Raw genomic sequence first — 26,201 nt, 5'->3', positions numbered from 1 at the left:
CGTTGTGCCGGACACGGATTACGACCTGGCCGCGCTGTACGCGGAGGTGCAGCTGCAGGGGGCCGGCGGCGTGGTGGACGCCCGCACCATGTCCCGGCTGTGCGCCGTGATCTGCGAAGGGGTGGGGCGGGACACCCCGCGCGAGGCGTTCGCCCGGCTGTACGCGGACTGGTGCGCCCGCCCGCAGGGCACCTTGCACACCGGTGCGGCGGCGGGCATGGTGCTGATGCTGGTGCCCGTCCTCCAGTACGGCGGGCCCTGCGCCGCCCCGCAGCAGATGACGGAGCTGTTGTCGGCCTTCCTCACGCACGGCCCGCCCGATCCGCTGTATCAGGGCGCCGTGCTGGCCGGTGCGGGGTTCACCGCGCTCAACGGGCTGTTCCAGACGGAGCCCGCGGTGCGGGAGACGGCGCTGTCCCGGCTGGGGAAGGCCCGCGAGCTGCTGGCCGGCCAGCCCGCGGGCGTCGCGGTCGCCGTCGTCCACACGCTCCTGCGGGCCCAGCTGGCGGTGCTGGGCAGCGGCACCGACCGTCTCGACGCCGCCGTGGCGGACCTGTCCGGACTGCTCGCCTCGCCCGAGCTGGCGCACTCCCCGCTCGTGGGGCCCGACGGACGGCTGGAACTGGCCGGGTTCCTGGCCCTGTTCCGCGGCGAGCAGGCGCGCCGCCGCGACGACGGCGCCGGTCTGGAGCGTGCGGTACGAGAGCTGGAGGAGGTCGTCGAACGGCTGCCCGCCGAGCACGGGTCGCGGGACTACTTCACCAGGGCGTCCCAGATGGCGCGGCAGACGGCACGGCTCGGTGACCTCACCCGCACGGGGCGGATGCCGTGGGACGCGGAGGCCGTCCGGCCGGTCGGCGCGGCGGAGGGTGTCCGGCGGCAGGCGCAAGGACTGGCGGACAGTGCCCGCGCCGACCACTTGGGCACCTGGGGCGGCACCCTGCTGGGCCAGGCGCTGCCGTCCGGCGACGTGCGCGGGGCCGTCGAGGCCATGGAGCTGCTGGCGGAGGCCGCCGACCTGCTCGAACCCGAGGACCAGCGCTGGCTGATGTACGCGGGCACGCTCGGCTCCGCCCACCTGTCCCTGACCGGCCTGCCGGGGCTCCCGGACGCCGAGCGCCCCGCCCACCTGGAACAGGGCATCTCCTGGCTGGTCCACGCCCACCGGCTCGCGGACGGCCCGGCGAACCCGCTGTGGGGCGGCCTGGGCACGATGCTCGCCTGGGCCTACCGCGTCCGCGGCGACCGGCTGCGCGACCCCGCCGCGGCGCGCCGCAACCACGAGGAGGCGCGGCGGGTCGGGCTGCGGGCGCTGACCGGGGTCACCTGGAGCGTGCTGCTCCAGTCCGGTACCCCGCACGCGGCGGAGGCCGGCCGTGAGGCGGCGGACCACGCGCTGGACGTGGCCCGCTGGTGCCTGGCCGACGGGGCGTACGAGGACGCGGTGCGCGCGCTGGACGCGGGCCGGGGCCTGCTGCTGCACGCGGCCACGGTCGCCGCGACCGTCCCGGAGACGCTGACCGCCCTCGGACGCGCGGACCTGGCGGAGGAGTGGCGGGCGGCGGGCCCGGTGCCGCCGGATCCGGTCGGGGGCATGGGGGCGGCCACCGGGGCGAGCGGCATGGCCGTCGCGTACGGGGCCGGAGATGCGTGGACCGACGGCGACGGAACCGCGTGGACCGGAGGCGACGGGAGCGTGCGGACCCCCGGCGACGAAAGCACGTGGACCGGCGGCCACGGGAGCACGCGGGCCAGCGGCGACGGAAGCGTACGGGCCGGCGACGGAAGCATGTGGGTGGCTCCCGGCGGCGGCCAAGGGCCCGGCCCGTCCAGTGCGCTGCGCCGCCGGGTGCTGGACGCGCTCGCCGCCTCGCCGCACCGGCGGCGGCTGCTGGAGACACCCGGGCCCGCCGAGATCGGCGCGGCGCTGCGCGCCATGGGCGCCGCCGCGTTGGCCTACCTGGTCCCGGGCGGCGAAGGCGCCCCGGGCAGCGCGCTGGTGGTGTCCGCGGACGGCTCGGTGCGGGCGCTGGAGCTTCCCGGGCTCACGGCGGACGCGGCGCCGCTGGCGGAGTATCGGGCCACGGGCGCACCGGGCGATCGAGGCACCGGTGACCCGGGCCGGCCGAACGGCCACAGCGACCAGGCGCACCCCGACCGCCCGTCGGGACCGGGCGGCCGGACGGACTGGACGCACCCGAACCGCCCGGCCGGGCCGACCGCGCCGGCCGGCCCGAGCGGCCTCCGCGGCCCGTCCTCCGGGACACCGCTCCACCCGGTGGCGTCCCCGTCCACCCGTGACATGGGCGCGTGGCCGCCGGCCGGGCAGTCGCAGCCGGGTCAGCACCCGCCCGGCCACCAGTGGCCGTCGGGGCGGCGGCGTTCCGCCGACGCGCTGGACGCGCTGTGCGACTGGGCGGGGCGTGCGGTGATGGGCCCGCTGCTGCACACCCTCCCGCGTGGGCTGGGCGAGGCCGCGTCGCTGGTCCTGGTGCCCGTGGGGCCGCTGGGCATGGTGCCGTGGCACGCCGCCCGGCTGCCCGGCGCCGCGCCGGAGGGCCCGTACAGCACGCACGGGGCACCGCAAGCCCCGCACCGCTCATACGGCTCACATGGCTCGCGCGGCGCCTCGTACCGGACGGATGCCCCGCACGGCACCCGCAGTCCGCGCGCCCCGCGCTACGCGTGCCAGGAGGCGCGGATCTCGTACATCCCCTCCGCACGGCTGCTGTGCGAGGTGGCCGCCCGGCCCGCGCCCCCGGCGACGGGACCGGGACCGTCCGGCGGACGCCCGGCCCTGGTGGTCGGCGACCCCACCGGGGATCTGCGGAACGCCGCCGCAGAGGCCAGGGCGATCCGCGGCGCCTTCTGCCCGGACGCGCCGCTGCTCGACGAGCGCACCGGTACCCCGGAGGCGGTGCTGCGCTGGCTGCGCAGGCAGCGCGGCGGCCTGCTGCACCTGGCGTGCCACGGACGGGTCGAGCACGGCGAGCGGCACACCGCCCATCTCGCCCTGGCCGGCGGGCGCCTGACGGCGGAGGAGCTGGCCGAGGACGGCGGCCGCTTCCCCGGGCCGGAACTGGTGGTGCTCGCGGCGTGCAGTACGAACGTGTCCGGGCGCGGCTACGACGAGGCGTACAGCCTGGCCACCGCCTTCCTCGTGGCCGGCGCCCGCTCGGTGCTGGGCTCTCTCTGGCCGGTGCCGGACGAGGCCACGTCGCTTCTGATGTACATGGCGCACCACTACCTGCACACCGAGGGGCTGCGGCCCGGCGCGGCGCTGCGCCGCGCGCAGCTGTGGATGCTGGACGAGCGGCGCGTCACGCCGCCGCAGATGCCCGCCGGGCTGGCCGAGCGCGCCCGGTACATCGACCGCGACGACCTGGCAGGATGGGCCGGGTTCACGCATCTGGGCTGGTGAACCGACCCGGACCGCCTCTTACGGCACCACGGTCCGTACCGGCACCAGGGCCGTCCCCCAGCGCCCGGGGTCCGCCGCGGGCCGGGGACCGGCGCCCATGTCGCGGCTGCCGGACGCCGGCCCCGGGGACGTGAACCGCAGCGGGCCGTCCGGGGCGTACGCGCCGCGGGTCGCGGGGGCGTCCGGCGACCAGGCGGGCAGCAGGAACGGGGCGGTGTTGAGCTCGTTCTCGGTGACGAGCAGCTTCAGCCAGTCCTGCACCGACGCTCCTGGCTGGAAGGGGCGGTCCGGCGGCAGCCAGAGGTCGACCGGCGCGCCGCCCAGGGCGACGGCCCGGCGGCGCGGGCCCACGAAATCCCCTTCGTACAGTGCCGGGTCGGCGGCGTAGCTGTCGGTCAGGTCGAGCAGGACGCACCACAGCCGGTACGGGGAGTCGTTGTGGATCCGCACCCGGGCGCGCGGCCGGCTGCCGTCCGGGCCGTACGCGAAGACGTACTCGCCCGCCGGGGAGAGCGTCATCGCCCCGTGCAGCGGCTCCAGGGTGACACGGACGAGCGCCGACAGTGACGGGTCGGGGTTGACCAGGTCGCGCAGCCGGCGCCAGCGGGCGATGTGGGAGAGGCAGTCCACCAGCCGGGCCACGTCGCCGGGCGAGCGCAGGGGCAGGGTCCGCACCGCGTCCACGCCGGGGTGCACCACGCGCGCTGCGGACTCCGTCACCTCGCAGCGCAGCGGCGCCGCCCGGTGGCCGGAGCCGTCACCGCCCGCGGGAGCCAGTCCCGGCGCGGCACCGAGCGCCGCCCGCACCGCGCCGCACCACGGGCCGCCGCCCGCCACGGCGACCTCGGTGGGCGGAAAGGCCAGCGCGGACGGCGTCACCGGATACACCCGGTCCGGATCCCCGGGCCCGGGCCGCCAGCCGACCGGCTCCACGTCGGCCGTCTCGGCGCGTACCTCGCGTACGACCACCCGTGCCCCGGGCCGCGGCCCCGCACCGCCGCCCGGCCCCGCAGCGTCCCCGGGCGCCACCGTCCCCTCGGGCGCCACCGTCTCGTCGAGCACCGTGAACTCGCACCCCGCCGCCCGCAGTCCGTGCGCGAGACCGCAGTCGACCTGCCAGCCGCCCGCGGTGTGGCGGAGCAGGAAGGGCGCGGCGGGCGCGGGCGCGCCGGTGAGGACGTGCTGGTCGGCGTGGCCGACCAGATCCGGGTGCTGGAGCGGTTTGCGCTCCTGGACGCGGGCGTGGACCCGGCTGTGCAGCTTCCGGTAGGTGACCGCCGCACCGGTGCGGTCGAGGGTGTCGAGCACGGTGTGGCTGAAGAGTCCGCGGTGCTCTCCGCCCACCGGAATCTCGTACGCCAGCTCGTCCAGGCGGCTGGCCGCCAGCAGCACATGGCGGCGCCGCACCGGGCCGCCGCCGTGCGCGTCGCGGCTGCGGGGCACCCGCCACCACGCCTGCCAGGCCGCGCCACGGGTCCGCTCCCCCGCGTCGGCGCGCGTGGCGCCCCCGGAGTAGCAGCAGTCCAGCACGGCCAGCACATGCGCGCCGCGCCCGGCGATGTCGTCCAGCAGCGCGCCGAGTTCGCTGTCGAACAGCGGCTGGCCGCCGGGGACGAGGCTGTCGTGGCAGACCAGGGCCTGCGCCATGCCGGTCGCCTCACGCGGGTCGTCGGTCTCCTGCTGGCTGCCGTGACCGCTGAACCACAGCAGTACCGTGTCGCCCGGGCCGCCCCGGCCGAGGTGACCGGCGATGCCGTCGAGGACCGCGGCACGGGTCGCGTCGGAGTCGTACAGCGGCCGCGGCCGCAGCTCCAGGTCGCGCCGGCCCGCCAGCCAGCGCTCGGCGGCGCGCACATCACCGACGCAGCCCCTCAGCCGCAGATCGTCCTTCGGATAGTCGTCGATCCCCACGAACAGGGCGTATACGGTCCGCATGCGTCGAGCATGCCAGCGACGCCGGGCGGCGCGGGGGCGATTCCCGGTCGGATGGCGGTCGGCACGGGCGATCGAGCCCCGACGGCCGGCCCCGTCACGGGCCGACAATGCACCTAGCCGGTGCTCATGGCGCGCCGGACGCTCTCGCGGAGCAGGGCGCGACGCCGCTCGTGCAGTTCCGAGGGCTCCTGGGCGGTCGCCGCGTAGACGTTGCTGACCGGTAACCATGCCATGGACATGGCGATGATCATGGCCATGACGTCGAACGGATCCCCCTCGCGCACCCGGCCGGCGGCTTGCGCCTCGGCGATGGCGCGCAGTTTGCCGTCGTCGAGACGGTCGTGGTCGTCGACCAGGCGGCCCGCCGGGCGTCGCTCCAGACGCGCCCAGGTGGCCGGCCGGATGAGGTCGGGGCGACGGAGGTACTCGTCGTAGAGGCGCACGGCCCAGTCCGCGAGGTCGTCGGCGTCGATCGGGACGACGTTCACGATCCGCTCGATGCGCGCCCCGGCGATCCCGTACTCGGCGAACTCCTGGGTCGCCACATCGAGGATGCGCTGGTACGTCGCGGCTCACACTGCTCACGTCCGGACTCTCCGTCCACTCGTCGGTGGTGGTCTCCCCCCCCCCGCTCTTGGGGAATGCCGCGCTCCTGAGACGACACCGCCATGCCATGACGTGAGATGGCCGAAGACATCCTGGTCAGGAGCCCGGCTCAGGACACCAACCGTGAGATCCCACACCTGCGGTCAGTAGCCTTGGGCGCCATGGGAATTCGGATGGACGTAGTGGCGGGTTACCCGGTCAACGACGAGATGGAGAGGGTGCTCGGGCTGGCCGAGGCGGTCGGCGAGCCCGTCACTGTCACGTTCCTGTGGGAGGGGCGTGAAGGGGCGGAGCGCGCGGTGCTGGTGCCCGCGGCCACGCTGGCACTCTGGGAGCACTGGGCCCCCACCGCCTACCCGGCGGGTGACGCCGGGGACGAGGGCCGGGCCGAAACGGAGCAGCCGGAACTGGCCCACCCAGCGGAATTCGGCGCGTTCACGCTCTTTCGTCGTCGCGTAGGAGGGCGCACGGCGGTGGCTCGCGGCGGCGTGGTGGTCGCCGAGCTCCTGGACCCCGACGAGGCGCACTGGCTCCAGGAGCAGGCTCGCAACGTCCGGCAAGGTTTCATGGATCCGCAGCAGAAGGCGGCGTTCGAGGAGTTCCTCGCCCGGCAGCCGTCCCACGGTGAGCAGTGACGTGCCGGCCCGTGTCTCGCCGTCCGGGTGAGACCCGGGCGCCAGGGCACCTGCCTATGTCGGACCGCCTCCCAGAACACGATCGAGCGCTGCCCGGCCCGCGGGTCCCCATGCCGGCTTGCCGCCGGGAAGGCCCCGGTCTCCGTTCTGGCCCATGAGCATGAGGAACAGGCTCTTCAGAGCAGCCAGCCCGCGGGCGCGCCGGATCGTCGCCTCGTCCGCGTGCGCGTATGCGTCGAAGAACCGTGAGGCGGCGCCCGCGGGAAGGATCACCCATGCGGCCGCGAGGTCCCACGCCGGATCGCCGGCGAACATGTCACCGAAGTCGATCACGCCCGCGAGCGTCCCGTCCGAGACGACGACATTTGCGGGGTGGAGGTCGCCGTGCACCCATACCGGCGGGCTCTCCCACTCGGGGGCCGCTACGGCGTCGTCCCAGACGGCCCGGATCTCGTCGGCAATGCCGCCGGGTGCAACGGCTTGAAAGAAGTGGTCGAAGCCGTCCGTGCACTTCTTGGGGTGGGCACCGCGGTCCGAGCTGGCCGGCGCCTCGGCGGGCGCCTCCACGTGGAGCGCCCTGAGGAAGCCCGCCAGCGTGTCGGCCGCGTGGTCGCCGCGGCCGATCGAGGCGCCGTCGAGTGGCTCGCCGGGGACCCACGTCATGATGGTCCAGGGCCTCGGGAAGCGTGCGGACGGTTCACCGGTCCGCACCGGGTTCGGGACCGGGAGTGGCAGGCGCGGGGCCAGGACGGGCAGCCACCGGCGCTCCTTGCGCTGGAGATCCGGGGCGCGGTCCGTCCGCGGCATGCGCACGGCCAACTCGTCCCCGAGGCGCCACTGTTGGTTGTCCCATCCGCCTGCCACCTCGCGGACGGCCAGTCCCGCAAGGTCCGGATGCTGCTCGCGCAGCAGGTCCTGGACCAGGTCCGCGGTGATCTCGATCTCGGAGTCGGTCATGCGAAGCCACAGTAGTGGGCGAGCGATACGGCTCTCGGTCACGCCCTGGACTTCTCGTGGTCGGCCAGTGCCGGTGCCGGGGTCGCGGGGGCTTGCACGGCGGGGCGACGCGTGGTTGCCAGGTGCCAGAGGAGGGTCAGGACGGTGACACCGGCGGCCACCGGTCCCAGTTCGGCCGGCGCCAGTCCGAACCACTCTTGTGCCAGTCCGCCGAAACCGCCGCCGAGGGCGACGCCGAAGTACAGCGCGGAGGAGTTGATACCGAGCAGGACCGGTGCAGCGGCGGGGCCGAGGGCGATGAGCCCGTGCTGCTGCGGGACTACGACGACGCCGACGGTCACGCCCCAGACCGCCGCCCAGATCAGGGCGGACGTGAGGGCCCGGGTCGCCAGCGGGGTCAGTGCCAGGGCGAGGGCCGCGAGGGCGAGCGTTCCGGTGAGGACGCGGGCGGTGTCGTGACGGTCGACGAGGCGTCCGGCGATGATGTTCCCGGCCAGGGTGCCGACGCCCCAGGCCAGCAGGATCAGGGTCAGGAGCGACTCGTTGCCGCCGGTGGCGTCCCGCAGGGCCGGGGCGATGTAGGTGTACAGGGTGTAGGCACCGAGGAAGGCGAGGGAGGTCACCGCCAGCAGTGCCAGTACGCGGCCCTGCTTGAGTGGACGCAGGCGGTCGGGCAGCGATGCGGCGGGGAGCGTCACCTTGGGGAGGCCGAGAGCCACGCCGACGGTCGCCAGCAGGCCGATCCCGGCGACGGCCCAGAGGGTGAGGTGCCAGTCGGCGCGGCCGATCAGCGTGCCGAGAGGCAGTCCCAGCGCGGTCGCCAGGGTCAGGCCGCCCAGCACGAAGGCCAGTGCCCGGCCACGGCGTTCCGGCGGAGCGATGGCCGCCGCGGTGCTGGAGGCGGCGGACGTGATCGACTCCGTACTGAACGGCCGCTCGCCACACTGCTTGACGGGCCGTCGCCCCGTTGCGCCCGCCGCAGGCGGCTGATCCGGCGCCGGCCGGGCGAGGGGGTCCGATGACGGCCGGGTCCACGGTTCGTCGCGGTGGGGCCCGGACGTCGGCGGCGGCCCCGCTCGGAGGCCGCCGCCGTCGGCCGGCAGGTCCGGGAGCGCCGGACCCGACGGACTCTGGTACCGCGCGGCTAGCCGGCGTAGGTCTCGAACTCGGCGACCCGCGGGGTGCCGTTCGAGCTGGTGATCTCGAAGGTGATCTTGCGCAGCGAGGTGCTGGGGAAGGTGATGACACCCGCACCGCTGCCGGAGGTCAGCACCGCGCCGGTGTCGGCGTTGACGACCCGCCAGGAGCCGATGCGGCCCGTGGCGCCCGCCGCCTCCCGGATGTTGATCTTGGAGACCGTGGTGGCGGAGCCCCACTTCACCGAGACGGAACCGGTGGAGCCGGCCGGTGACCAGTAGGTACTCATGTCACCGTCCCGCACGTTGCCGTAGCTCGTCCCGTCGGCCTTGCTGGAGCCGTCGGCGCCGGCTCCGATGCTGAGGTTGGTCCCGCCGGGCTGAGTCGGCGCCGGCGTGGAGGTGGTCGGGTCCGGCGTGGGCGTGGACGGCTGCGACGTGGAGGCGCTCGGGGTCGGAGTCGGCGTCTGCGGCGAGCAGTTGCCGTCCGACACCCGCAGCCCCTTGTTGGCTCCCGCCGTCTGGCTCACGACGGCCGGCACGCACGAGGCGGCGTCGAGGCGGTACGAGTACGGGATGCCGACGGTGGTGTTGGACTGCGGGTCGGGCCCGGCCGGGTTGTTGTCGCCGCTGCGGGCGGACCAGGTCACGTTGTCGAAGACGTTGCCGCTGACCTGCCAGTAACCGGCCGCGTCGGTGTAGAAGGTGCCCAGGACGTCCTTGGAGTCCTCGAAGTAGTTGTTGTCCACCTTGGCGCGGGCGCCGGCCCGGGAGTTGATCCCGGACTCGTTGAGGCTCACGTAGTGGTTGTTGTACATGTGGGCGATGCCGCCGCGCAGCAGGGGCGCACGCGAGTCGATGTTCTCGTACAGGTTGTGATGGAAGGTCACGTAACCGTTCGAGAGATCGCTCTCGCTGGAGCCGATGAGGCCGCCGCGGCCGGAATTGCGCAGGGTGCTGTAGGACAGGGTCACGTACTGGGTGTTGTCCTTCATGTCGAAGAGGCCGTCGAACCCCTCCGACTCCCCGCCCGACGCCTCCAGGCTGACGTGATCGACCCAGACGTTGCGGACGTTGCTCTCCATGCCGATGGCGTCACCGCCGTTGGAGGTGGGCGAGCCGGACTTCTTGACGTTCCGGACGGTCACGTTCTGGATGATGATGTTGCTGGACTCGCGGATGTGGATGCCTACTTGGTCGAAGACGGCACCGCTGCCGACCCCGACGATCGTGACATTGCTGATCTGCTTCAGCTCGATCACGCCGTCGGCGGTGCTGCAGCTCTCGCCCGACACCTTGCTGGTGTTGCCGTGGTCGATGGTCCCCTCGACCTCGATGGTGATCGGGGTGCTGCTGCTGGCCCGGCCGCACAGGGCCGCGTGTATCGCGGTTCCCGTGGTGGCCCGGACCGTCTGCCCGCCGGCCCCACCGGTGGTCCCGCCGTTCTGGGTCGCGTAGCCGGTCGCGCCGGCGGTCGCCGCCGACGCCGCCTCGGGCAGCGACAGAACCGCGCCGGTGGCGGCCGCGACGGCCATCGTGGCCAGTGCCGCATGAAGTCGCAGTGCGACTGGTCGTCTCATCTTCGTCTCCCCTTGCCTGTCTTCGGGTGCCGGGTGCTGCTGCCACAAGCCGCCGGCCATGTCTGCGGGACCGCAGGGCGCCGGCCCGTCGTCGCCGTGGGTCGGCGGACGGGCCGGATGTCGCTGCTCTTGCTCTGTGCGGAACGGGTCGGCGATCGCGCTGCGGCCCGGATTCGGTGGCGGCTGTGACACGGCGTCGCTGTCAGGTTGCCGCGGTGCTCGCCTCCACCGGAGCGATGCTTGTGGTGCGGTAAGCGCTTACCGCCCGCGAGGATAGGGTGGCGCCAGTTGGCGTGGCAAGGCTCTCGACAGCTTCAGAATGCGCTCTCTATGACGGGCCATTAGCAGCCGACCTTCGTGATCAGCACCGCGGATCGGGGCACAGGCTCCCCAAGCGGTGACGCATCCGTTCGGCGTCGGCGGGGGTGCGCAACGGCGCGGCCGTACGGCAGTCGGGCAGGTTGGCCTTCGCCAGTGTGCTCAGCAGGGCGCGCGGACCGCTGTCGATGAAGGTCGTGTAGCCGGCTCCGCGCAGGGTGCGCAGGGTGCGGGAGAAGGTCATCGGCTCGGTGAGGTGGGCGGCCGCGGCCGCGCGGAGCTGCCGCGGGGTCTGCGCGCGGCGGTCGGAGGCGGCGGTGTACAGCGCGAGTGCGGGCGGCCGGAGCGGGTGTCTGCACAGCAGACGGTGGAAGGCACGGTCGACCTCGTCGAGCAGCGGGTGGTGGAAGGCGGTGCGGCTGGTCAGCGGGGTGGCACGGTGGCCGCGGGCCCGGGCCGCCTCGCGGACGGCGGCCAGTTCGCGGTCGGGGCCGGCGAGGACCACCTGGGCGGGAGCGTTGTGGGCGGCGACACGGACCTGCGGCACGCTGCAGGAGCCGAGCAGTTCCGCCGTCCGGGCCGCGCTCATGTCGGTGGCGAGCAGGCCCCCCGCGGGCAGCGCGGCACAGCGCAGCATCCGGTCACGAGCGCACAGCAGCCGGACGCCCTGGCGTACGGTGATGGCCCCGGCCACGGTGAGCGCCGCGAGGTCGCCCACGCTATGGCCGAGGACCGCGTCGACAGGTGTGCGCAGGTGGTAGATGACCACACCGGCGGATGCGACGACCGCCGCGTAGGTGGCCAGGTCGAAGGCCAGAGGGTGGCAGGCCATCAGTTCTTCCGGGCCGGGTGCGCCCTGGTCCGTGAGCAGCCGGCTCACCCGTGGCGTGGTGTCACCGGGCCCGCGAGGGCGGGCGTCGACGGTGTTCAGCACGCGGCGCACGGCCGGGATGCCGTACAGGTGCCGGAGGGCGCCGGGAAGATAGGCGCCCTGCCCTGGACACATCAGCACTGTTCCCGGCCGCCCGCCGGCGAAGGCCGGCTCCCGGGGGGTCATGAGTCGGTGGCGAAGGCCAGCGCCACGTTGTGCCCGCCGAACCCCATGCTGGTGCTGACGGCGGCCAGGGGACCCGACGGCAGCGGCTGGGCGCCCGGACCGACGACGTTCAGTTCGATCGCCGGGTCGAGGCGGTCCAGCGTGCAGACGGGAGGTGCGGTTCTCTCGCGCAGGGCGAGGACGGTGAGTACGGCCTCGATGGCTCCGGCGGCCCCCAGCGTGTGCCCGAGTGCCGCCTTGGGCGCGCTGACCGCGATGTTCTTCAGCGCGTCGCCGAACACTCTCCGCAGCGCCTGTGCCTCGCTGAGGTCACCGAGCGGGGTGGAGGTGGCGTGGGCGTTGATGTGCTGGACCTGCTCCGCGGCGAGTCCCGCGTCCCGCAGAGTGGCCCTCAGGGCGGCGGCGCAGCCGGTTCCTCCCGGCGCGGGCTGTGCGACGTGGTGGCTGTCGTTGGTGATGCCCGCGCCGGTGAGGTAGCCGTGGACGCGGGCGCCGCGGGCCGCGGCGTGCTCGGCGCTCTCCACGACGACGATCCCGGCACCCTCGCCCATGACGAACCCGTCCCGGTCCGCGTCGAAGGGGCGTGACGCGCCCTGCGGGTCGCCGTGGCGCCGGGAGAGGGCCTGCAGGCGGGCGAATCCGGCGAGGGCGAGCGGAACCAGCGCGGCCTCGGTACCGCCCGCGACCACGACGTCGGCATGGCCGTCGCGGATGATGCCGAGGGCCTGCGCGATGGCCTCGGCACCGGACGCGCAGGCGCTGACGGGGGTGTGGACCCGGGCCTCGGCACCGATCATCAGCCCCACCTCGGCCGCGGGGTGGTTCGGCAGCATGATCGGGATCGTGCGGGGAGTGATCCGGCCGACGCCCCCCGACTCCAGCCGCCGGTACTGTTCCAGGATGCTGGCGAGACCGCCCAGGCCCACGCCGACGACCGCGGCGACGCGGGTGCCGGGGCCGTAGGAGGATCGCCCGTCCGGCAGTCCCGCGTCGCGCAGCGCCTCCTTCGCCGCGACCAGCGCCAACTGCGCCGAGCGGTCGCAGTGCGAGACCTTCGCGGGGGACAGCACCGACCGGGGGTCGACCGCCGCGGGTGCCGCGAGAAAGTCCTGCGCGGAGCCGTCCGGCATCTCGAAACCGAGGCGTTGGACGCCGCACTTCCCGGACAGCAGGGCCGTCCAGGTGGAGGGCACGTCACCGCCGAGTGCCGTCGTCGCTCCGAGCCCGGTGACGGCGGCGACCGCACCCCGGCGGACCGGCCGGGCCTGGTGCCGGAGGCTCACGAGGCCTCGCCGGCGGGGGTGGTGACGGTGCCGAGGTGGGTGATGATCTGCCGCACCGTGCCGAGCTGCTCCGCCTCCTCCATGGGGACCTGGATCTGCCACTTGTCCTCGATGGCGGCGACCAGTTCGAGCAGGGCGAGGGAGTCGACGCCCAAGTCGTCCTTCAGGGAGCTGTCGAGCCGGACCTCCTGCGTGGACAGGTCCTCGACCGTCGCGGCCAGCAGTTCCTGGAGCTCTTCGAAGAGCCGTCGTTCGTCAGCGGCGGGCAGCATCACTGTTCCTCCTCTTGTCCGCGCGGGACGCGGCCGGGGCCGGGCAGGACGCCCGTGCCCACTCGGGTTCCGGCAGTGCACCGGACTCTCGCGGACAGGCCTTCCCGGCCATCCGGAACGGCAAGCGCCACTTGAGGAGGGGTCGCGAAGCACACGGGGCGTCGGACAAGCGCTCCTTCAACCGGCTTGGCATCACCGCGCGTCGAAGCGCCCCGCACGCGGGTGAGGGTGCTGTGCGGTGTGCGCGTAAGAGGGGCGAGCGGTGCTTCGAGGAAGCGGCCGGCGGGCCGATCAGCCGAGAACGAGCGGGAGTCTCGCGGCCAGCTCCCCCAGTTCCGCCTTCTGCGCCGCGCCGGGGGCACGCCGCCCGGTGCCGATCAGCAACGCGTCCTCGTCCGAGAACGACGGGGGGAACGCCACACCCGCGATCTTCTCCAGCATCTCCCGTGACCGGGCCAGGCCCTCGGCGGGCGGCTCCGCCGCGTCCGGGAGGTGCGCGATCAGGTCGAGGTGGTGCAGGGTCCATTCCAGGACGTACGCGCTGAGGTAGTCGCCCGCGGTGAGAACCTGGTCGCGGGTGCCCACCCGGGCCGTGGGATCCGCGAGCTCGGCGGCACGGCCGGCGGCGGAACCGACGTCGTCCAGGTGGAACTTGAGCAGCCACGGCTCTTCGTACGCGGCGGCCAGGCGCACGGTCAGCGCGTCCAGCGGATCGTCGCCGGCCGGGGCTTCGACGATGTCCCAGTACGTCACGGCGTCCCGGGTCGGTTCCGTCCCGGCCGGAGTGACCAGGGTGATCAGGACGTCCTGGGCGTCGATGATCAGGTGGCACACCAGGTCCCGCACGAGCCAGCCGGTGCAGCCGGACGGCCGCGCGAAGTCCTCGTCCTGGAGTTCGGCGACCGCTGTGCGCAACGCCGTCCATGAGCGCGAGAAGAGTTCCACGGCCGCAAGCTAACAGCGCCCGGCCCACGCTGCGAACGGATTCGGGCCCGCTCCTGGGATCTTGGCCCGGGCCGCGCTGTGTGATGATGCACGGCGACGACCGGGCCCGGGGGTGGGACCGGATGTGTGAGAAGGGACGGGAGCGCATCGTGGGCAAGGACGGGCCGTCCATTCCGGACGAGGAGTGGGAGCGGTTCCTGCGGGAGGCCGAGGCCGGGACTCAGGACGCACCCGAGGAGCCGTCGGCGCGGGCCCGGATGGTGGCGCGGCGGCTGCGGGAGGAGGGCGGCCCTCCGGAGGCGTGGCGGGCCCACCGACCGCCCCGGCGGCGCGGGGGCAAGGGCTGGTACGTGCTCGGTCTGCTCGTCGTGGTCGGCCTGCTGGTCGTGGCACTGGTTCCGGGACAGGTGGCTGGATGGTTCGGAGGCGGAGGCGGCGACAGCACGCCGCTCGCCGCGGAGTCGGAACGTCCGGACCAGCCGCCGCCGACGGAGATCGCGGCAGAACTGCCCACGCTGGAAGAGCCGTTCCGCGGTTCGCCCGCGGCGCGGTGGGGCGACGGGACGGCGGGGATCGGCCTGCCCGCGGCACGGGCGACCGGCTGGATGAGCAAGGAGCAGGTGGCACAGGCACTCGATCGCAGCCGGGACTTCCTCGCCGCGTCCAGTCTGGACGCCGGGGTGCTGCGCGGGGAGCGGCCGAAGAAGGCGATCGCGTTGATCAACCCGCATCAGCGGGACGTCCAGGACTATGTGGCCGCCGCGTTCAGTGCACCCGACCGGGACAACGATCCCCGGCTGCTGTTCAGCCGGTTCGACAGCACGAAGGTGCGCCTGGTCGGGGACGTCGTCAAGACGCGGGGAAGGATCACGTACCGGGAGGGTGAGCGCGGAGCGGTCGAGGTGACCGCGGACGTCACCTACGTCTATCCGGTCGTACGCGCCGCGGCGGGGAGCGACGAGGTCGCGCGCACCATCGTGCGCCGGGAGATCGTGATGAGCTGGGACGACCCGGAGAAGGTGGTGACCGAGCCGGGGACGTTCTCCCTCGTCTCGTACAAGGCGGACACGACCAACGGCGGCTGCGACAGCGTCACCGGCTACTTCACCCCCGAGTTCAGGACCGAGCGCGCGGCCGAGGACGCGGGAGGCGGCCCCGAGGTGGACCCGTACGACCGGAGCACGTCGATGGACGAGCGCATGCGGGAGGCCGGCGACGCGGAGTGCGGGACCGCGACACGGTCGTGAGCGGCGGTGCGGGGCCGAAGTGAGCGGCGGTGGGTGGCCGAAGCCGGCAGTGGCCTTCGGTCACCTGGTCGCCGGCTGCGCCGGCCGGACGCGGCCGCCGCGGTCGCCGCGGTCGCGGCTGGTGGTGAAGCGTGACGGCGGCACGCCGAGGGCCCGTGAGAAGGCGGCGGTGAAGGCGGCCGGAGAGGCGTAACCGAGGCGGCCCGCGACCTCACTGACGGAAGCGGTGCGCAGCAGCGGCACCGCCGCGAGCGTGCGGGCTCGGGCCCGCCACACGGCGGGGCTCTCGCCGGTCTCCGTGCGGAAGCGACGAGTGAAGGCACGCTCGCTCATGGCGACCCGCGCGGCCCACACGGCATTGGTCACTCCGGCGTCCGGGGCGGCCAGGTACTCGCGGCACAGCGCCACGAGTTCGGCGGAGGCCGGCATCCGGACGTGGAACGGGAGCGGGGTGCGCGCGGCGATCTCGTGCAGCAGCAGCGCTGCGATGGCGCCTCCCCGGCCCGAGAGGTCGTAGTCGGCCTCGAACTCCACGGCGGCGAGGAGCAGTTCACGCAGGAGCGGTGGCACGTCCACCACCATGCACGTCGTGGGCCACCAGGGGACGGCGTCCGGCTCGACGTACAGGCTCCGTGTGCTGACCCCCAGCATGCGGACGCGATGCCGGGTGGCGGCAGGAATCAGCACGGCACGCTCGGGCGGAACGGTCCAGGTGCCGTCCGCGGTGTCCACGACCATGACTCCCGTGGCGCCGTAGAGGAACTGCGCACGCCGGTGCTCGTGCCAGTCCAGCAGGTGACCGGGCGGGTAGTCGGTGCCGATGGGCAGTACGGCCCGGTCGACGTGGTCGACATCCTCCAGGGCGATGTTCCTCACCCGGCCAGGATAGTGGCCGGGACTCGAAGGAATCGTGCCGACTTTCGGATGCGGGGTGCCGGGTGGGCCTGGTGGGGTGGGGTCCGTGGACGTGATGACATTGATCGGCATCGGACTGCTCACCGGCCTCACCACGGTGCTGTTCGGTTTCGGCGGCGGTTTCGTCGCCGTGCCCGTCGTGGCCTGGGCCGATGCCGGCCTGGGCACGGATGCGATGCGAGTGGCGACGGCCACCTCAGCCCTGGTGATGGTGGTGAACGCCGGGTTCGCCACGGCCGTCACACGGCGGCGGGTGCTCGCCGGCCTGCGCGGCAGCGGCCCGCTGCTCCTCCTGCTGGCGGCCGGCGCCTCGGCCGGTGCCTTCGCCTCCCGCATCGCCCCTCCGGACCTGGTGCGCTGGGCGTTCGCCGGGTATGTCGCCCTCACGGTCGTCGACCTGCTCCTGCGCCCCGGCTTTCTCCGCCCGGACGCGCGGGCGGGCGGCACCTCCCCCGCGCAGCGGCCGCGGCCCCTGCCGGCCGTGCTCGGTGTGCCGATGGGCACGATCGCGGCCTTCCTGGGTGTGGGAGGCAGCGTCATGACCGTCCCCGCGATGCGGCGGGCCGGGCACACGATGCAGGTGGCGACCGCGCTGGCCAACCCGCTCACCCTCGCCGTCGCGCTCCCGGCCACGGCGGTCTCGCTGGGCGGCACCGCGGTCCCGGCCGCCGTCGACGCGCACGTGCACCTGACGGGTCTCGTCGACGCCGGCGCCGCCGGTGCGCTGCTCCTGGGGGCGCTGCCGGTCATCCTGGTGCTGCGGCGGCGCCCGCCACGGATACCGGACCGGGCTCATGCCTGGGCCTACATCGGCCTGCTCGCCGCGGTGGCGGTCGCCGTGCTGCTGTCGGGCTGAGGCGTCACGTCGCCGCGCGGCCGCCGGTCGCGAGCGGCGGGCGTCCCTCGCCGGGTAGCGTGGCGATCATGGTGGACTGGGAGCTTCGGCCGGCTTCGGCGGCGGACGTCGAGGCGGTGGCCGAGTTGCGTGCCGTGGTGCTGCGGGCGGATCTGGAGCGGCTGGGTCGGTACGACGAGCAGCGGGTGCGGCAGCGGCTGCGCGACGGGTTCGCCCCGGCGTACACGCGGGTGATCGAGGTGGGCGGCGCCTTCGCCGGATGTGTGGCGCTGCGGCCGGCCGCCGACGCCCACTGGCTGGAGCACTTCTACCTGGCTCCGCGGCTGCAGGGCGGTGGCATCGGTTCGGGTGTGCTGCGCGGACTGCTGGAGCGGTCCGACCGCGACGGCGTCCCGGTCCGGTTGAACGTACTGCAGGGCAGTGCGGCCCGCCGGCTGTACGACCGGCACGGATTCACGGTGGAGTCGGAGGACCCGGTGGACGTGTTCATGGTCCGCAGGCCGCGGACGTGACCGGCACGGCACGGGCCGTCAGAACTCCCGGGCACGGGCGATGTTGTCGGCAATCCACTCGCGGAACACGAGCCGTGGGAAGAGCCGGCCCTTGACGTCGAAGGGAAGCGAGAAGGTCGGCATCAGACGCTGTTCCCGGTGCCCGAAGCGGACGTCGACGCGGACGTCCGGACGGTGCCAGGCTGACCCGAAAGGGCCGATCCGGAAGATCCTCGCGTGGATCCGGTCCCCGTGGACGAGGGCAGCACAGCCGTGTTCCGCGGCCTTCGCCGCCGGAACGGCACTGGCCCAGCGGCTGAACTCGTCGAGGTGACCGAACCGGTGCAGTTCCCGGAACGTGATCCTCTCCATGCGTACGTGCGTGGGGCCGTCGAGGAACGCCATGAGCTGAGGCACTCCTCTGCGGCGCCGCCAATGGGCCGGCAACTCCCGCACGATGCAGTCCAGGACGCGCAGGACGTCCGTGCACACGGCGGGGTCCACGTCCTGGAGTTGGCTCAACATGAATGCGCCGGCTTCCTGGTCCACCTCGTAAGGATCCACGAGAGCACTCGCCGGTTCAACGGGCCGGCGGCCGGCGGCTGCACCAGGTCTCCATGACACCGACACGTCCCGTCGCTGGACAGCCGACGGAAGAGACCTCATCCTCGGTGCACCGGAGCACGACACGTCGCGTACCGCTGCTGTCTCCTTCACCGGAAGGTGGTTCTGTGAAGTTCAGCTACGCCATGCTCCCCGACTACCCCCTGGCGGAGTCACTGGACTCGATCCGGCTCGCCGACGAACTGGGTTTCCACGCCTGTTATGCCGCCGACGAAACCTGGCACAAGGACTTATGGCTCCTCTTCGCCGCGGCGGCCGGCCGGACCAGCCGGATCCGCCTGGGCCCGAGCGTCTCACCCGTGACGCTGCGAGAGCCGACGCTGATCGCCCAGGCACTCGCCACACTCGACGAACTGTCCGGAGGGCGGGCCGAGGGCGTGCTGTCCAGCGGCAACTTCGGGCTGCTGGCGCAGTACGGCATCGACTGGGCCCGCACCAAGCCCCTGTCCCGGGTCAAGGAAGCCCTCCACGTGGTCCGTACGCTGCTCGACGAGGGGCACATCTCCTACGCCGGCGAGTTCTTCTCGTACGACGGCCTGTTCACCTTCGCCCGGCCGGTCCAGAGCCCGGTACCGCTCAAGCTCGGGGCGATGCGCGGCCCGAAGTCCTTCGAAGCGGCCGGTGAACTGTCCGACGGCTGCCACCACGCCCTGAGCTACACCCGCGAGGCCTACGACTACGCCGTGCGGCACATCCGCATCGGCGCCGAACGGGCGGGCAGGGACTGGCGGGAGCTGGACATCGGCGCATGGGTCGTGTTCGCGACCGGCACCGACTCCGCCGCCGCCAAGGACGCGGCACGCAGCATGGTCGGCATCTACGCCTCCTCGATGCCCGAGGAACAACTGCGCCGCAACGGGGTGGACCCGGCGGAGCTGAAGCCGGTCATCGAGGCCATCGCCGCGGGAGACCTGGCCCGTGGGATCGAGTCGACCAGTCCCGAGATCGCCGAACGCCTCTCCGTCGCGGGCACGCCCGAGGAGTGCCTGGAGAAGATCCGCCGCGAGATCGCGCCGAGCGGGGTGAACCACGTGATCTGCGCCATCACCGACCGCACCCTGGTGAAGACCTTCACCGGCCGTGACCTCCCGGACGTCGCCGACGTGAACACCCAGCTCCGCCTCATCCACGAGCGGATCATGCCCGCGTTCGCCTGATCCGCCCCAGGGAGCCTGCCCGGACTGACTCATGTGGTCGTCACACCGGCCACATGGGAAAATAGCTGCCGGCCAACGCATTGCGCGGTCGAGTGACCTGAGCGAGGCGGCAGGATGGCGAACCGCATTCATACGGTCGGGCATTCCACGCGTGACTTCGACGAGATACTGACGATGCTGCGGGGCTGTGAAGTCACCTGCCTGGTCGATGTCCGCTCGTTTCCGTCGTCGAGGAAGTACCCCCAATGGAACCAGTCGGCGATCATCGACGCCCTGCCACCTGATGTCGAATACCGCTGGATCCCCCAGCTGGGTGGCCGCCGGCACACACCCGAGGGCGTGCCGAGCGTCAACGGTGCTTGGCAGGTCAGGGCCTTCCGCGACTACGCCGACTACATGGCGAGCGAGGAATTCGCGGAGGGCCTGAACGAACTGCTCGAACTGGCCGAGCATGAACGGCCGGCCATCATGTGCAGCGAAGCGGTGCCGTGGCGCTGCCATCGCAGGCTGATCGCCGACGCGTTGATCGTGGCCGGCGCGGAGGTGGTGAACATCATGTCGGCCACGACGGCGAAACCGGCCGTGCTGAACGAGCACGCGCGGGTCGAGAACGGGCACCTGATCTACCCGCCTCCCTCTTCTGACGTCGACGGCTGATTCCCGCGAGACAACCCGCACTTATCACGCGATCAGAAACTCCTCTCGCGGCGGTTGGCGCAGAGGTGTGCACCGCGAAGTGAGCAGTACCGGCACCTTTCGGTGACGGTGGGGACGGCGGTCCTGGGGGTGAGGGCCACCGCGGTCCCGGAGCGCAGCCGAGGGCTGGGCGGCGCGGCGATCGGAGTAATGGCGTCGAGGCGTCGCTCACGGGGAGCCGGGACGCTGGGGGCGTGCGTCGGGCGGCGTGGCAGGGGTGCGCCGCTGGAAGGTCGCGTACAGCAGCCACAGGGAGGGGGCCAGCAGGGCCGCGCCCACGGCCAGCACGATCAGGCACGCGGAGAGGACCGCCGCGTCGGAGGCGGCCTGGTCGACCGTCGTACCGCCCACCAGCATGGCCGGGTACTGCGCCGCGCCCCAGGCCCACAGGACCGCGGCGACGGCCAGCGCCGCGGCGGGCCGTGCCAGTACGTAGCGTCTCCTGTGCAGCAGGACGAGCCCGCCGAGACCGGCGACGGCGCTGAGGACCACGAGGGGCAGGCCGCGGTGGGTCAGTCCGTGGAAGAGGGCCGGCGCATCGGCGTGCAGCACGGCGATGCCGGCGCACGCGACGGCACCGCACGCCAGGCCGCTGACGATGCCGCGGCGGGCGAAGGCGGCGGCGAGCGGGGCCCGGCCCTCGCGGGCGGCGTCGGCGCACAGGTACACCGCGGCGAGGTGGGCGCAGGTGAGCACGGCAAGGACGCCGCCGAGGACCGACGTGGGGTTGAGCCAGCTGGTGAGGACGTCGCCCCCGGCGAGTTTGGGCGGCACCCGTCCGGAGGCGACGCCGCCGGCCACGGTGCCGAGGAAGAACGGAGTGATCAGCGACGAGAGGGCGAAGCAGGCGCCGAACAGACGCTGCTGCCACAGTTCCGTGCTGGCCTTGCGGAAGGCGAAGGCGGCTCCGCGGGCGATGATGCCGAGGGCCGCGAGGGTCAGCGGCAGGTAGAGCGTGGACATCACGGCGGCGAAGACCGGCGAGAAGGCCGACCACAGCAGCACGATCACGAAGATCAGCCAGACGTGGTTGGCCTCCCACACCGGCCCGATGCTGTGCTCGACGAGCTGTCGCTGCGGCCGTCCTCGTCGGGTTCCGCCGGCGAGGAGGTCCCACACGCCGGCGCCGAAGTCGGCACCGCCGAAGACGGCGTAGCAGGTGAGACCCACCCACATGACGGCGAGCGCCGTGTCTGCGAGCACGGTGACCTCCAGTGGTGGCCGGGGATTCGGGACGCGGATCGGGCCGTGCCGGACGGCGGCGGCGGGTGACGCGGGGCTGACGGTCACACGACGGGGTAGCGTTCGACGTCCTCTTCCTGCGGCGCGAGCGGCACGGCCGCGTGCGTGGCCAGACGCCGGAGGACGTATACCGTGGCGACGGTCATGGCGGCGTAGACGATCAGCACCAGCCACAGGCCGGTCATCAGCCCGGGCGCCGGGTTGACGGCTTCCCGCACGCTCATGATCCCCCAGACGATCCACGGCTGCCGTCCGAGTTCCGTGACGCACCAGCCGCTCTCCAGCGCGATCACCGAGGCCGGGCCGGCGATCGCGGCCAGCCACAGGAACGGACGCGATCCGCGCTGATCGAGCAGTTCACGGTTCCCGCGTCGGCCACGCCACCACCACAGCAGCAGCCAGGCCGCCATGAGCAGCAGGAACAACCCGATGGCCACCATCACGTCGAACGCCCAGTGCACCGCTGTCACCGCGGGCCACTGACTGCGCGGGACCTTGTCCAGACCCTGGACGACGGTGCCGGGGTCGTATCCGATCAGCAGGGAGAGCCCGTTCGGGATCTCCAGTCCGTAGCGGAGGGCGTCGTCGCGGGCGATGCCCCCGAGGGTCAGGGGCACGTGGGAACCCGTGGTGAAGACGCCTTCCATGGCGGCCAGCTTCGCCGGCTGGTACTCGGCCAGGAACCGTGCGGCCCAGTCACCGACGACGATCTGGAAGGGTGTCACCACCGCTCCCACCGTGAACGGGATGAAGAACCCGGCCTTGTGATAGGTGTCCCGGCGGCCCCGCAGCATGGCGACCGCGTAGACCGCGGCGGTCAGGAAGGACGCCACCATGAACGCCGCCAGGATCATGTGCACGGTCTGGGGCGGGCTCGCCGGGTTGAGCATGGCCGCCCACGGATCCACGTCCACGACTCTCCCGTCCCGCAGGGTGAATCCGCGGGGCTGGTTCATCCACGCGTTGGCGCAGACGACGAAGAACGCCGAGGCCACGCCCGCCACCACGATCGGCAGGCCGGTGAGCAGGTGCCGCTTGGGCGTCATCCGGTCCCAGGCGTAGAGGTAGATGCCGAGAAAGATCGCCTCGATGAAGAACGCGATGCCCTCCAGCGCGAAGGGCAGCCCGATGACCTGCCCGTACGTGCCCATCAGCCCCGGCCACAGCAGCCCCATCTCGAAGCTGAGGATGGTTCCGGAGACGGCACCCACCGCGAACAGGACGCCCATGCCACGGGCCCACCGGCGTGCCAGCAGGCGGTGCGCGGGATCACCCGTACGGATGCCGTACCACTCGGCGATCAGCGTGAGGGCGGGCAGACCCACACCGAGACAGGCCACGACGATGTGCCAGGCCAGGGAGAAACCCATCTGTGCGCGGGCCGCGGCCAGGTCGCCTTCGGACACGCCGCCGGCCGCCGCCGCGGCGAGCGACTGGGCGCCGGAGGCCAGGCGGTCGAGCACGGGCACGAGTGACTCCCCGGAGCGGTACGTGGCAGAAGCACGGCCCTGCGAATGGCCGGCGAACGGTGCCTTTTGGTCAGATTCGCCGCAGATGACCGTACCGCCATGAGGAGGGGCAGGTGGCGCAACGCCACGCACGGCGCGCGCCGCCGGGTGCCCTCCGTGCCGGGGGACGATGGCGCCCCTCGGTTACGATGCTGGATATTGGGTGTTTTGCGCAACTTTGTATCCGTGTGCTCTCGCATTCCGAACTCGGAGGACCCGCCATGTCCAGCGAATCAGCGCCGATCAGCGAAACCGCCCGTCAGGCCCTGGAGCGGGAGCTCGCCGACCTGTGCGACGAGCGCGCGTCGGTGTCGGCGACCCTGAGAGACAGCGACGCGGTGGGCGACCGAGCCGACGAGGCGGACGAGTTGCAGCGGGCCGACGCCCTCGCGCGTCTGGACGCCCGTATCGCGCAGATCACCACTCGGCTCCGTCGAGCGGCCTCGGCGGGCCCGCCTCCCACCGACATGGTCGGTGTGGGCAGCACGGTGACCCTGCGCTTCGCCGACGGAGCGGTGGAGACCGTGCAGATCGACGAGACGGCGGTGGAGTCGGACCGGACGTCGGTCACGTCCGACAGTCCCCTCGGCCGCGCGCTCCTCGGCCACCGCGCCGGCGACTCGGTGAGCTATGACACTCCCGAGGGGCAGACGTCCGCGGTGGTGGTGTCCCTGGGCCGGCAGCCGTCCGGCGGACAGGAGTGAGATCCACAGCCGGACGAGGGCGCCCGACCCCGGGCGCGTCTGCCGGGTCAGGACTGCTCGCCGGGGGTCGACACGCCGGTCGCGGCCTTCGGCGCACCGCCGCCCGTGTCGCCTTTGGTGACCGTGCAGTGCAGGGAGTCGTCCCGGACGTCGGCGACGATGGTGTCACCGGGTCCGGCCTCGCCGCCGAGCAGGATGTCGGCGATGCGGTTGTCGAGTTCCGCCTGGATCGTGCGCCGCAACGGGCGGGCGCCGAACTCCGGTTGGTGGCCGTGGGCGATCAGCAGCTTCTTGGCGGCTTCCGTCACCTTCAGCGTCATGCCCTGTGCGTGCACTCGCCGCTCGCTCTGACTGAGCAGGTGGTCCACGATCTGCGCCAGATCGGTCTCGGTGAGGCCGTGGAAGATGATGATGTCGTCGATGCGGTTGAGGAACTCCGGCAGGAACCGGGCCCGCAACTCCTCCATCAGCTCGTCCTTGAGGTCGGACACATCACCCTTGTGGTCCAGGATGCGGTGGGCGCCGATGTTGGACGTCATGATGACGACACAGTGCCGGAAGTCCACCGTGCGGCCCTGGCCATCGGTGAGGCGACCGTCGTCGAGGATCTGCAGCAGCGTGTTGAAGACGTCGGGGTGCGCCTTCTCCACCTCGTCGAACAGGACCACGCTGTAGGGCTGCCTGCGCACCCTCTCGGTGAGCTGGCCCGCTTCCTCGTACCCGACGTAGCCGGGAGGGGCTCCGACGAGCCGGGCGACCGTGTGCTTCTCCTGGAACTCGCTCATGTCGAAGCGGATCATGCGGTCCTCCTCGCCGAACAGCAGCTCGGCGAGGGTCTTGGCCAGTTCCGTCTTGCCCACGCCGGTGGGCCCGAGGAAGAGGAAGGAGCCCACGGGGCGGTTCGGGTCCCCCATGCCGGCCCGGTTGCGGCGCACGGCCCGTGAGACGGCCGTGACCGCCTCGTTCTGGCCGACGATCCGGGCGTGCATCTCCTCCTCCAGCTTGAGCAGCCGCTCCTTCTCACTGGCCGTGAGCTGGGAGACCGGGATCCCCGTACGGCGGGAGATCACATCCGCGATGTCGGCGGCGGTGACGGAGACGACGCCCTCGCGCCGTTCCTCGATCCCGGCGAGTTCGCCCTCCGCCTCGGCGATCTCGCGCTTGAGCCGGGCCGCCTTCTCGAAGTCCTCGGCGGCGACGGCCTGGTCCTGTTCACGGCGCAGCTTGGCGATGCGGTCCTCACGGCTGACCACCTCGGTGGAGCGGCCGGCGCTGCGCAGGCGCACCCGTGCGCCCGCCTGGTCCATCACGTCGATCGCCTTGTCGGGCAGGAAGCGGTCGCTGACGTACCGATCGGACAGTTCCGCCGCGGCCGCCAGGGCACCGTCGGCGAAGCGGACCTGGTGGTGGGCCTCGTACGCGTCGCGCAGTCCCTCCAGGATCTGCACCGTCTCCTCGACCGTCGGCTCCGGAACCATCACGGGCTGGAAGCGGCGTTCGAGCGCGGCGTCCTTCTCGACGTACTTGCGGTACTCGTCGATGGTCGTCGCGCCCACCACGTGGAGTTCTCCGCGCGCGAGAGCCGGCTTGAGCATGTTGCCCGCGTCCATCGAGCCCTCGCCCGTGGCGCCCGCGCCGACGACGGTGTGCAGTTCGTCGATGAAGAGGATGATGTCCCCGCGGGCCTTCTGGACGTCCTCGATGACCTTCTTGAGCCGCTCCTCGAACTGCCCCCGGTACTGGGCGCCCGCCACCATGCCGGACAGGTCGAGGACGACCACTCGCTTGTCCTTCAGGGTGCCCGGCACCTCACCGGCCACGATGCGCTGCGCCAGCCCCTCGACGATCGCGGTCTTGCCCACGCCGGGCTCCCCGATGAGCACGGGATTGTTCTTGGAGCGCCGCGACAGGATCTCGACGGTCTGCTCGATCTCCTCCGCCCGTCCGACCACGGGGTCGAGCTTCCCGGCCCTCGCCTCCTCCGTCAGGTCCCGCCCGTACTCGTCCAGGGTCGTCGCGGGCTGCTTGCGCTCGGCCGGCTGTCCCTCGCCGCGGGCCGCCTGTTCCGTGAGGCCCGCCAGCCTCTTCACGTCCTCGCCCTCCGCCCGCAGCAGCCGGGCGGCGCCCGCGTCGGCGCTGTCGAGGAGCGCGCCGAGGATGTGCTCGGGCCCGATGTAGGACACACCGGACGCCTGGGAGCGGGCGTACGCGGCGGTGAGGGTGCGCTTGGCGGCCGGCGTGAGGCCCGGCTGCGCGGACGGCTCCCCCGACTCCCGGGGAAGGATCTCCGAGATCTGTGACGCGAGCGCGTCGGGATCCATGCCCGCCTGCGCGAGGATCCCGCGCGAGGGTTCGACCTTCGTGGCCGCCCACAGGAGGTGCTCGGTGTCGAGGTCGGTCGTCCCGTCCTCCAGCGCCCGCCGCGCGGCCATGTTGAGGAGCTCCTGGGAGGACTCGGTCAGCAGCCGTCCGATCGGTACGCGCTGTACCGCCGGCGGCGACGAGGCGGGCGACATGCCGAAGAACCGGTTCAGCAATTCACTGAACGGGTCGGACGAGCCGAAACCGAACGACGACATCGACATGACAGCTCCTGGTGCAGCGACGGTTCCTTCA

At 72.8% G+C, this 26,201-nt stretch carries 22 protein-coding genes; 8 read left to right on the top strand and 14 right to left on the bottom strand.

Features of this window, described 5'->3' with window-relative positions; all coding sequences use genetic code 11:
- Positions 1-4: 4 nt before the first annotated feature.
- The gene (locus tag H0H10_RS40360) at positions 5-3,421 is read left to right on the top strand and encodes a CHAT domain-containing protein (protein ID WP_309141976.1); all 3,417 of its coding nucleotides are present in this window, start codon (positions 5-7) and stop codon (positions 3,419-3,421) included.
- Positions 3,422-3,439: 18 nt separating this feature from the next.
- Here H0H10_RS40360 and H0H10_RS36065 read toward each other — a convergent pair whose 3' ends face one another.
- Positions 3,440-5,356: a caspase family protein gene (locus H0H10_RS36065; RefSeq protein ID WP_188185412.1), complete on the bottom strand. Its 1,917-nt coding sequence runs from the start codon at positions 5,354-5,356 to the stop codon at positions 3,440-3,442.
- 113 nt (positions 5,357-5,469) lie between these two features.
- Entirely contained in the window at positions 5,470-5,910 is a 441-nt protein-coding gene (locus H0H10_RS36060; RefSeq protein ID WP_188185619.1) for a TetR/AcrR family transcriptional regulator, read from the bottom strand.
- 213 nt (positions 5,911-6,123) lie between these two features.
- Between H0H10_RS36060 and H0H10_RS36055 the strand changes: the two genes are divergently transcribed.
- Positions 6,124-6,597, top strand: coding sequence for a hypothetical protein (locus tag H0H10_RS36055; protein WP_188185411.1), 474 nt, complete (start codon positions 6,124-6,126; stop codon positions 6,595-6,597).
- A 54-nt stretch (positions 6,598-6,651) separates the two neighbouring features.
- On the opposite strand, the gene H0H10_RS36050 is transcribed toward H0H10_RS36055, so the two are convergent.
- The 7 genes from H0H10_RS36050 to H0H10_RS36020 all read right to left on the bottom strand — a co-directional run bounded on the left by H0H10_RS36050 (position 6,652) and on the right by H0H10_RS36020 (position 14,145).
- A complete protein-coding gene (locus tag H0H10_RS36050; RefSeq protein ID WP_188185410.1) occupies positions 6,652-7,554 on the bottom strand; it encodes an aminoglycoside phosphotransferase family protein in 903 nt (300 codons plus the stop codon).
- 38 nt (positions 7,555-7,592) lie between these two features.
- A complete protein-coding gene (locus H0H10_RS36045; RefSeq protein ID WP_309141990.1) occupies positions 7,593-8,468 on the bottom strand; it encodes an MFS transporter in 876 nt (291 codons plus the stop codon).
- Positions 8,469-8,698: 230 nt separating this feature from the next.
- Positions 8,699-10,270, bottom strand: coding sequence for a pectate lyase family protein (locus tag H0H10_RS36040; RefSeq protein WP_188185409.1), 1,572 nt, complete (start codon positions 10,268-10,270; stop codon positions 8,699-8,701).
- 361 nt (positions 10,271-10,631) lie between these two features.
- Entirely contained in the window at positions 10,632-11,594 is a 963-nt protein-coding gene (locus tag H0H10_RS36035) for an ACP S-malonyltransferase (protein ID WP_223180958.1), read from the bottom strand.
- Positions 11,595-11,641: 47 nt separating this feature from the next.
- Positions 11,642-12,928, bottom strand: a complete 1,287-nt coding sequence (locus H0H10_RS36030) for a beta-ketoacyl-[acyl-carrier-protein] synthase family protein (RefSeq protein WP_188185407.1) — start codon at positions 12,926-12,928, stop codon at positions 11,642-11,644.
- The gene (locus H0H10_RS36025) at positions 12,925-13,200 is read right to left on the bottom strand and encodes an acyl carrier protein (RefSeq protein ID WP_188185406.1); all 276 of its coding nucleotides are present in this window, start codon (positions 13,198-13,200) and stop codon (positions 12,925-12,927) included. The genes H0H10_RS36030 and H0H10_RS36025 overlap by 4 nt, the downstream gene beginning before the upstream one ends.
- Before the next feature lie 291 nt (positions 13,201-13,491).
- A complete protein-coding gene (locus H0H10_RS36020; protein ID WP_188185405.1) occupies positions 13,492-14,145 on the bottom strand; it encodes a maleylpyruvate isomerase N-terminal domain-containing protein in 654 nt (217 codons plus the stop codon).
- Positions 14,146-14,294: 149 nt separating this feature from the next.
- On the opposite strand from H0H10_RS36020, the gene H0H10_RS36015 reads away from it, so the two are divergent.
- Entirely contained in the window at positions 14,295-15,392 is a 1,098-nt protein-coding gene (locus H0H10_RS36015; protein WP_188185618.1) for a hypothetical protein, read from the top strand.
- A 60-nt stretch (positions 15,393-15,452) separates the two neighbouring features.
- On the opposite strand, the gene H0H10_RS36010 is transcribed toward H0H10_RS36015, so the two are convergent.
- Entirely contained in the window at positions 15,453-16,268 is an 816-nt protein-coding gene (locus tag H0H10_RS36010) for an AraC family transcriptional regulator (RefSeq protein WP_188185404.1), read from the bottom strand.
- Positions 16,269-16,353: 85 nt separating this feature from the next.
- On the opposite strand from H0H10_RS36010, the gene H0H10_RS36005 reads away from it, so the two are divergent.
- Together H0H10_RS36005 and H0H10_RS36000 are read left to right on the top strand one after the other, a co-directional pair.
- Positions 16,354-17,163 carry a sulfite exporter TauE/SafE family protein gene (locus H0H10_RS36005; protein WP_309141973.1) on the top strand — a complete coding sequence of 270 codons (810 nt, stop codon included), beginning with the start codon at positions 16,354-16,356 and terminating at the stop codon, positions 17,161-17,163.
- A 68-nt stretch (positions 17,164-17,231) separates the two neighbouring features.
- Positions 17,232-17,675, top strand: coding sequence for a GNAT family N-acetyltransferase (locus tag H0H10_RS36000; protein WP_188185403.1), 444 nt, complete (start codon positions 17,232-17,234; stop codon positions 17,673-17,675).
- A gap of 18 nt (positions 17,676-17,693) precedes the next feature.
- On the opposite strand, the gene H0H10_RS35995 is transcribed toward H0H10_RS36000, so the two are convergent.
- Positions 17,694-18,179: a hypothetical protein gene (locus H0H10_RS35995; RefSeq protein WP_188185402.1), complete on the bottom strand. Its 486-nt coding sequence runs from the start codon at positions 18,177-18,179 to the stop codon at positions 17,694-17,696.
- A gap of 206 nt (positions 18,180-18,385) precedes the next feature.
- On the opposite strand from H0H10_RS35995, the gene H0H10_RS35990 reads away from it, so the two are divergent.
- Together H0H10_RS35990 and H0H10_RS35985 are read left to right on the top strand one after the other, a co-directional pair.
- A complete protein-coding gene (locus H0H10_RS35990; RefSeq protein ID WP_188185401.1) occupies positions 18,386-19,435 on the top strand; it encodes an LLM class flavin-dependent oxidoreductase in 1,050 nt (349 codons plus the stop codon).
- Between the two features lie 114 nt (positions 19,436-19,549).
- Positions 19,550-20,092 carry a DUF488 domain-containing protein gene (locus H0H10_RS35985; RefSeq protein WP_188185400.1) on the top strand — a complete coding sequence of 181 codons (543 nt, stop codon included), beginning with the start codon at positions 19,550-19,552 and terminating at the stop codon, positions 20,090-20,092.
- Positions 20,093-20,299: 207 nt separating this feature from the next.
- Here H0H10_RS35985 and H0H10_RS35980 read toward each other — a convergent pair whose 3' ends face one another.
- Positions 20,300-21,334 carry a cytochrome d ubiquinol oxidase subunit II gene (locus tag H0H10_RS35980; protein ID WP_309141972.1) on the bottom strand — a complete coding sequence of 345 codons (1,035 nt, stop codon included), beginning with the start codon at positions 21,332-21,334 and terminating at the stop codon, positions 20,300-20,302.
- A gap of 83 nt (positions 21,335-21,417) precedes the next feature.
- Positions 21,418-22,842, bottom strand: a complete 1,425-nt coding sequence (locus H0H10_RS35975) for a cytochrome ubiquinol oxidase subunit I (RefSeq protein ID WP_373566959.1) — start codon at positions 22,840-22,842, stop codon at positions 21,418-21,420.
- Positions 22,843-23,102: 260 nt separating this feature from the next.
- Between H0H10_RS35975 and H0H10_RS35970 the strand changes: the two genes are divergently transcribed.
- On the top strand, positions 23,103-23,585 hold the full coding sequence (locus H0H10_RS35970) for a GreA/GreB family elongation factor (RefSeq protein WP_188185399.1): 483 nt from the start codon (positions 23,103-23,105) through the stop codon (positions 23,583-23,585).
- 47 nt (positions 23,586-23,632) lie between these two features.
- On the opposite strand, the gene H0H10_RS35965 is transcribed toward H0H10_RS35970, so the two are convergent.
- Entirely contained in the window at positions 23,633-26,170 is a 2,538-nt protein-coding gene (locus tag H0H10_RS35965; protein ID WP_188185398.1) for an ATP-dependent Clp protease ATP-binding subunit, read from the bottom strand.
- Positions 26,171-26,201: the final 31 nt, after the last annotated feature.

This window comes from Streptomyces griseicoloratus, assembly GCF_014534645.1.
Taxonomy (GTDB): domain Bacteria; phylum Actinomycetota; class Actinomycetes; order Streptomycetales; family Streptomycetaceae; genus Streptomyces; species Streptomyces griseicoloratus.
Note: the sequence above shows the minus strand (reverse complement) of the source record. Positions and strands in the feature narration are given on the sequence as shown.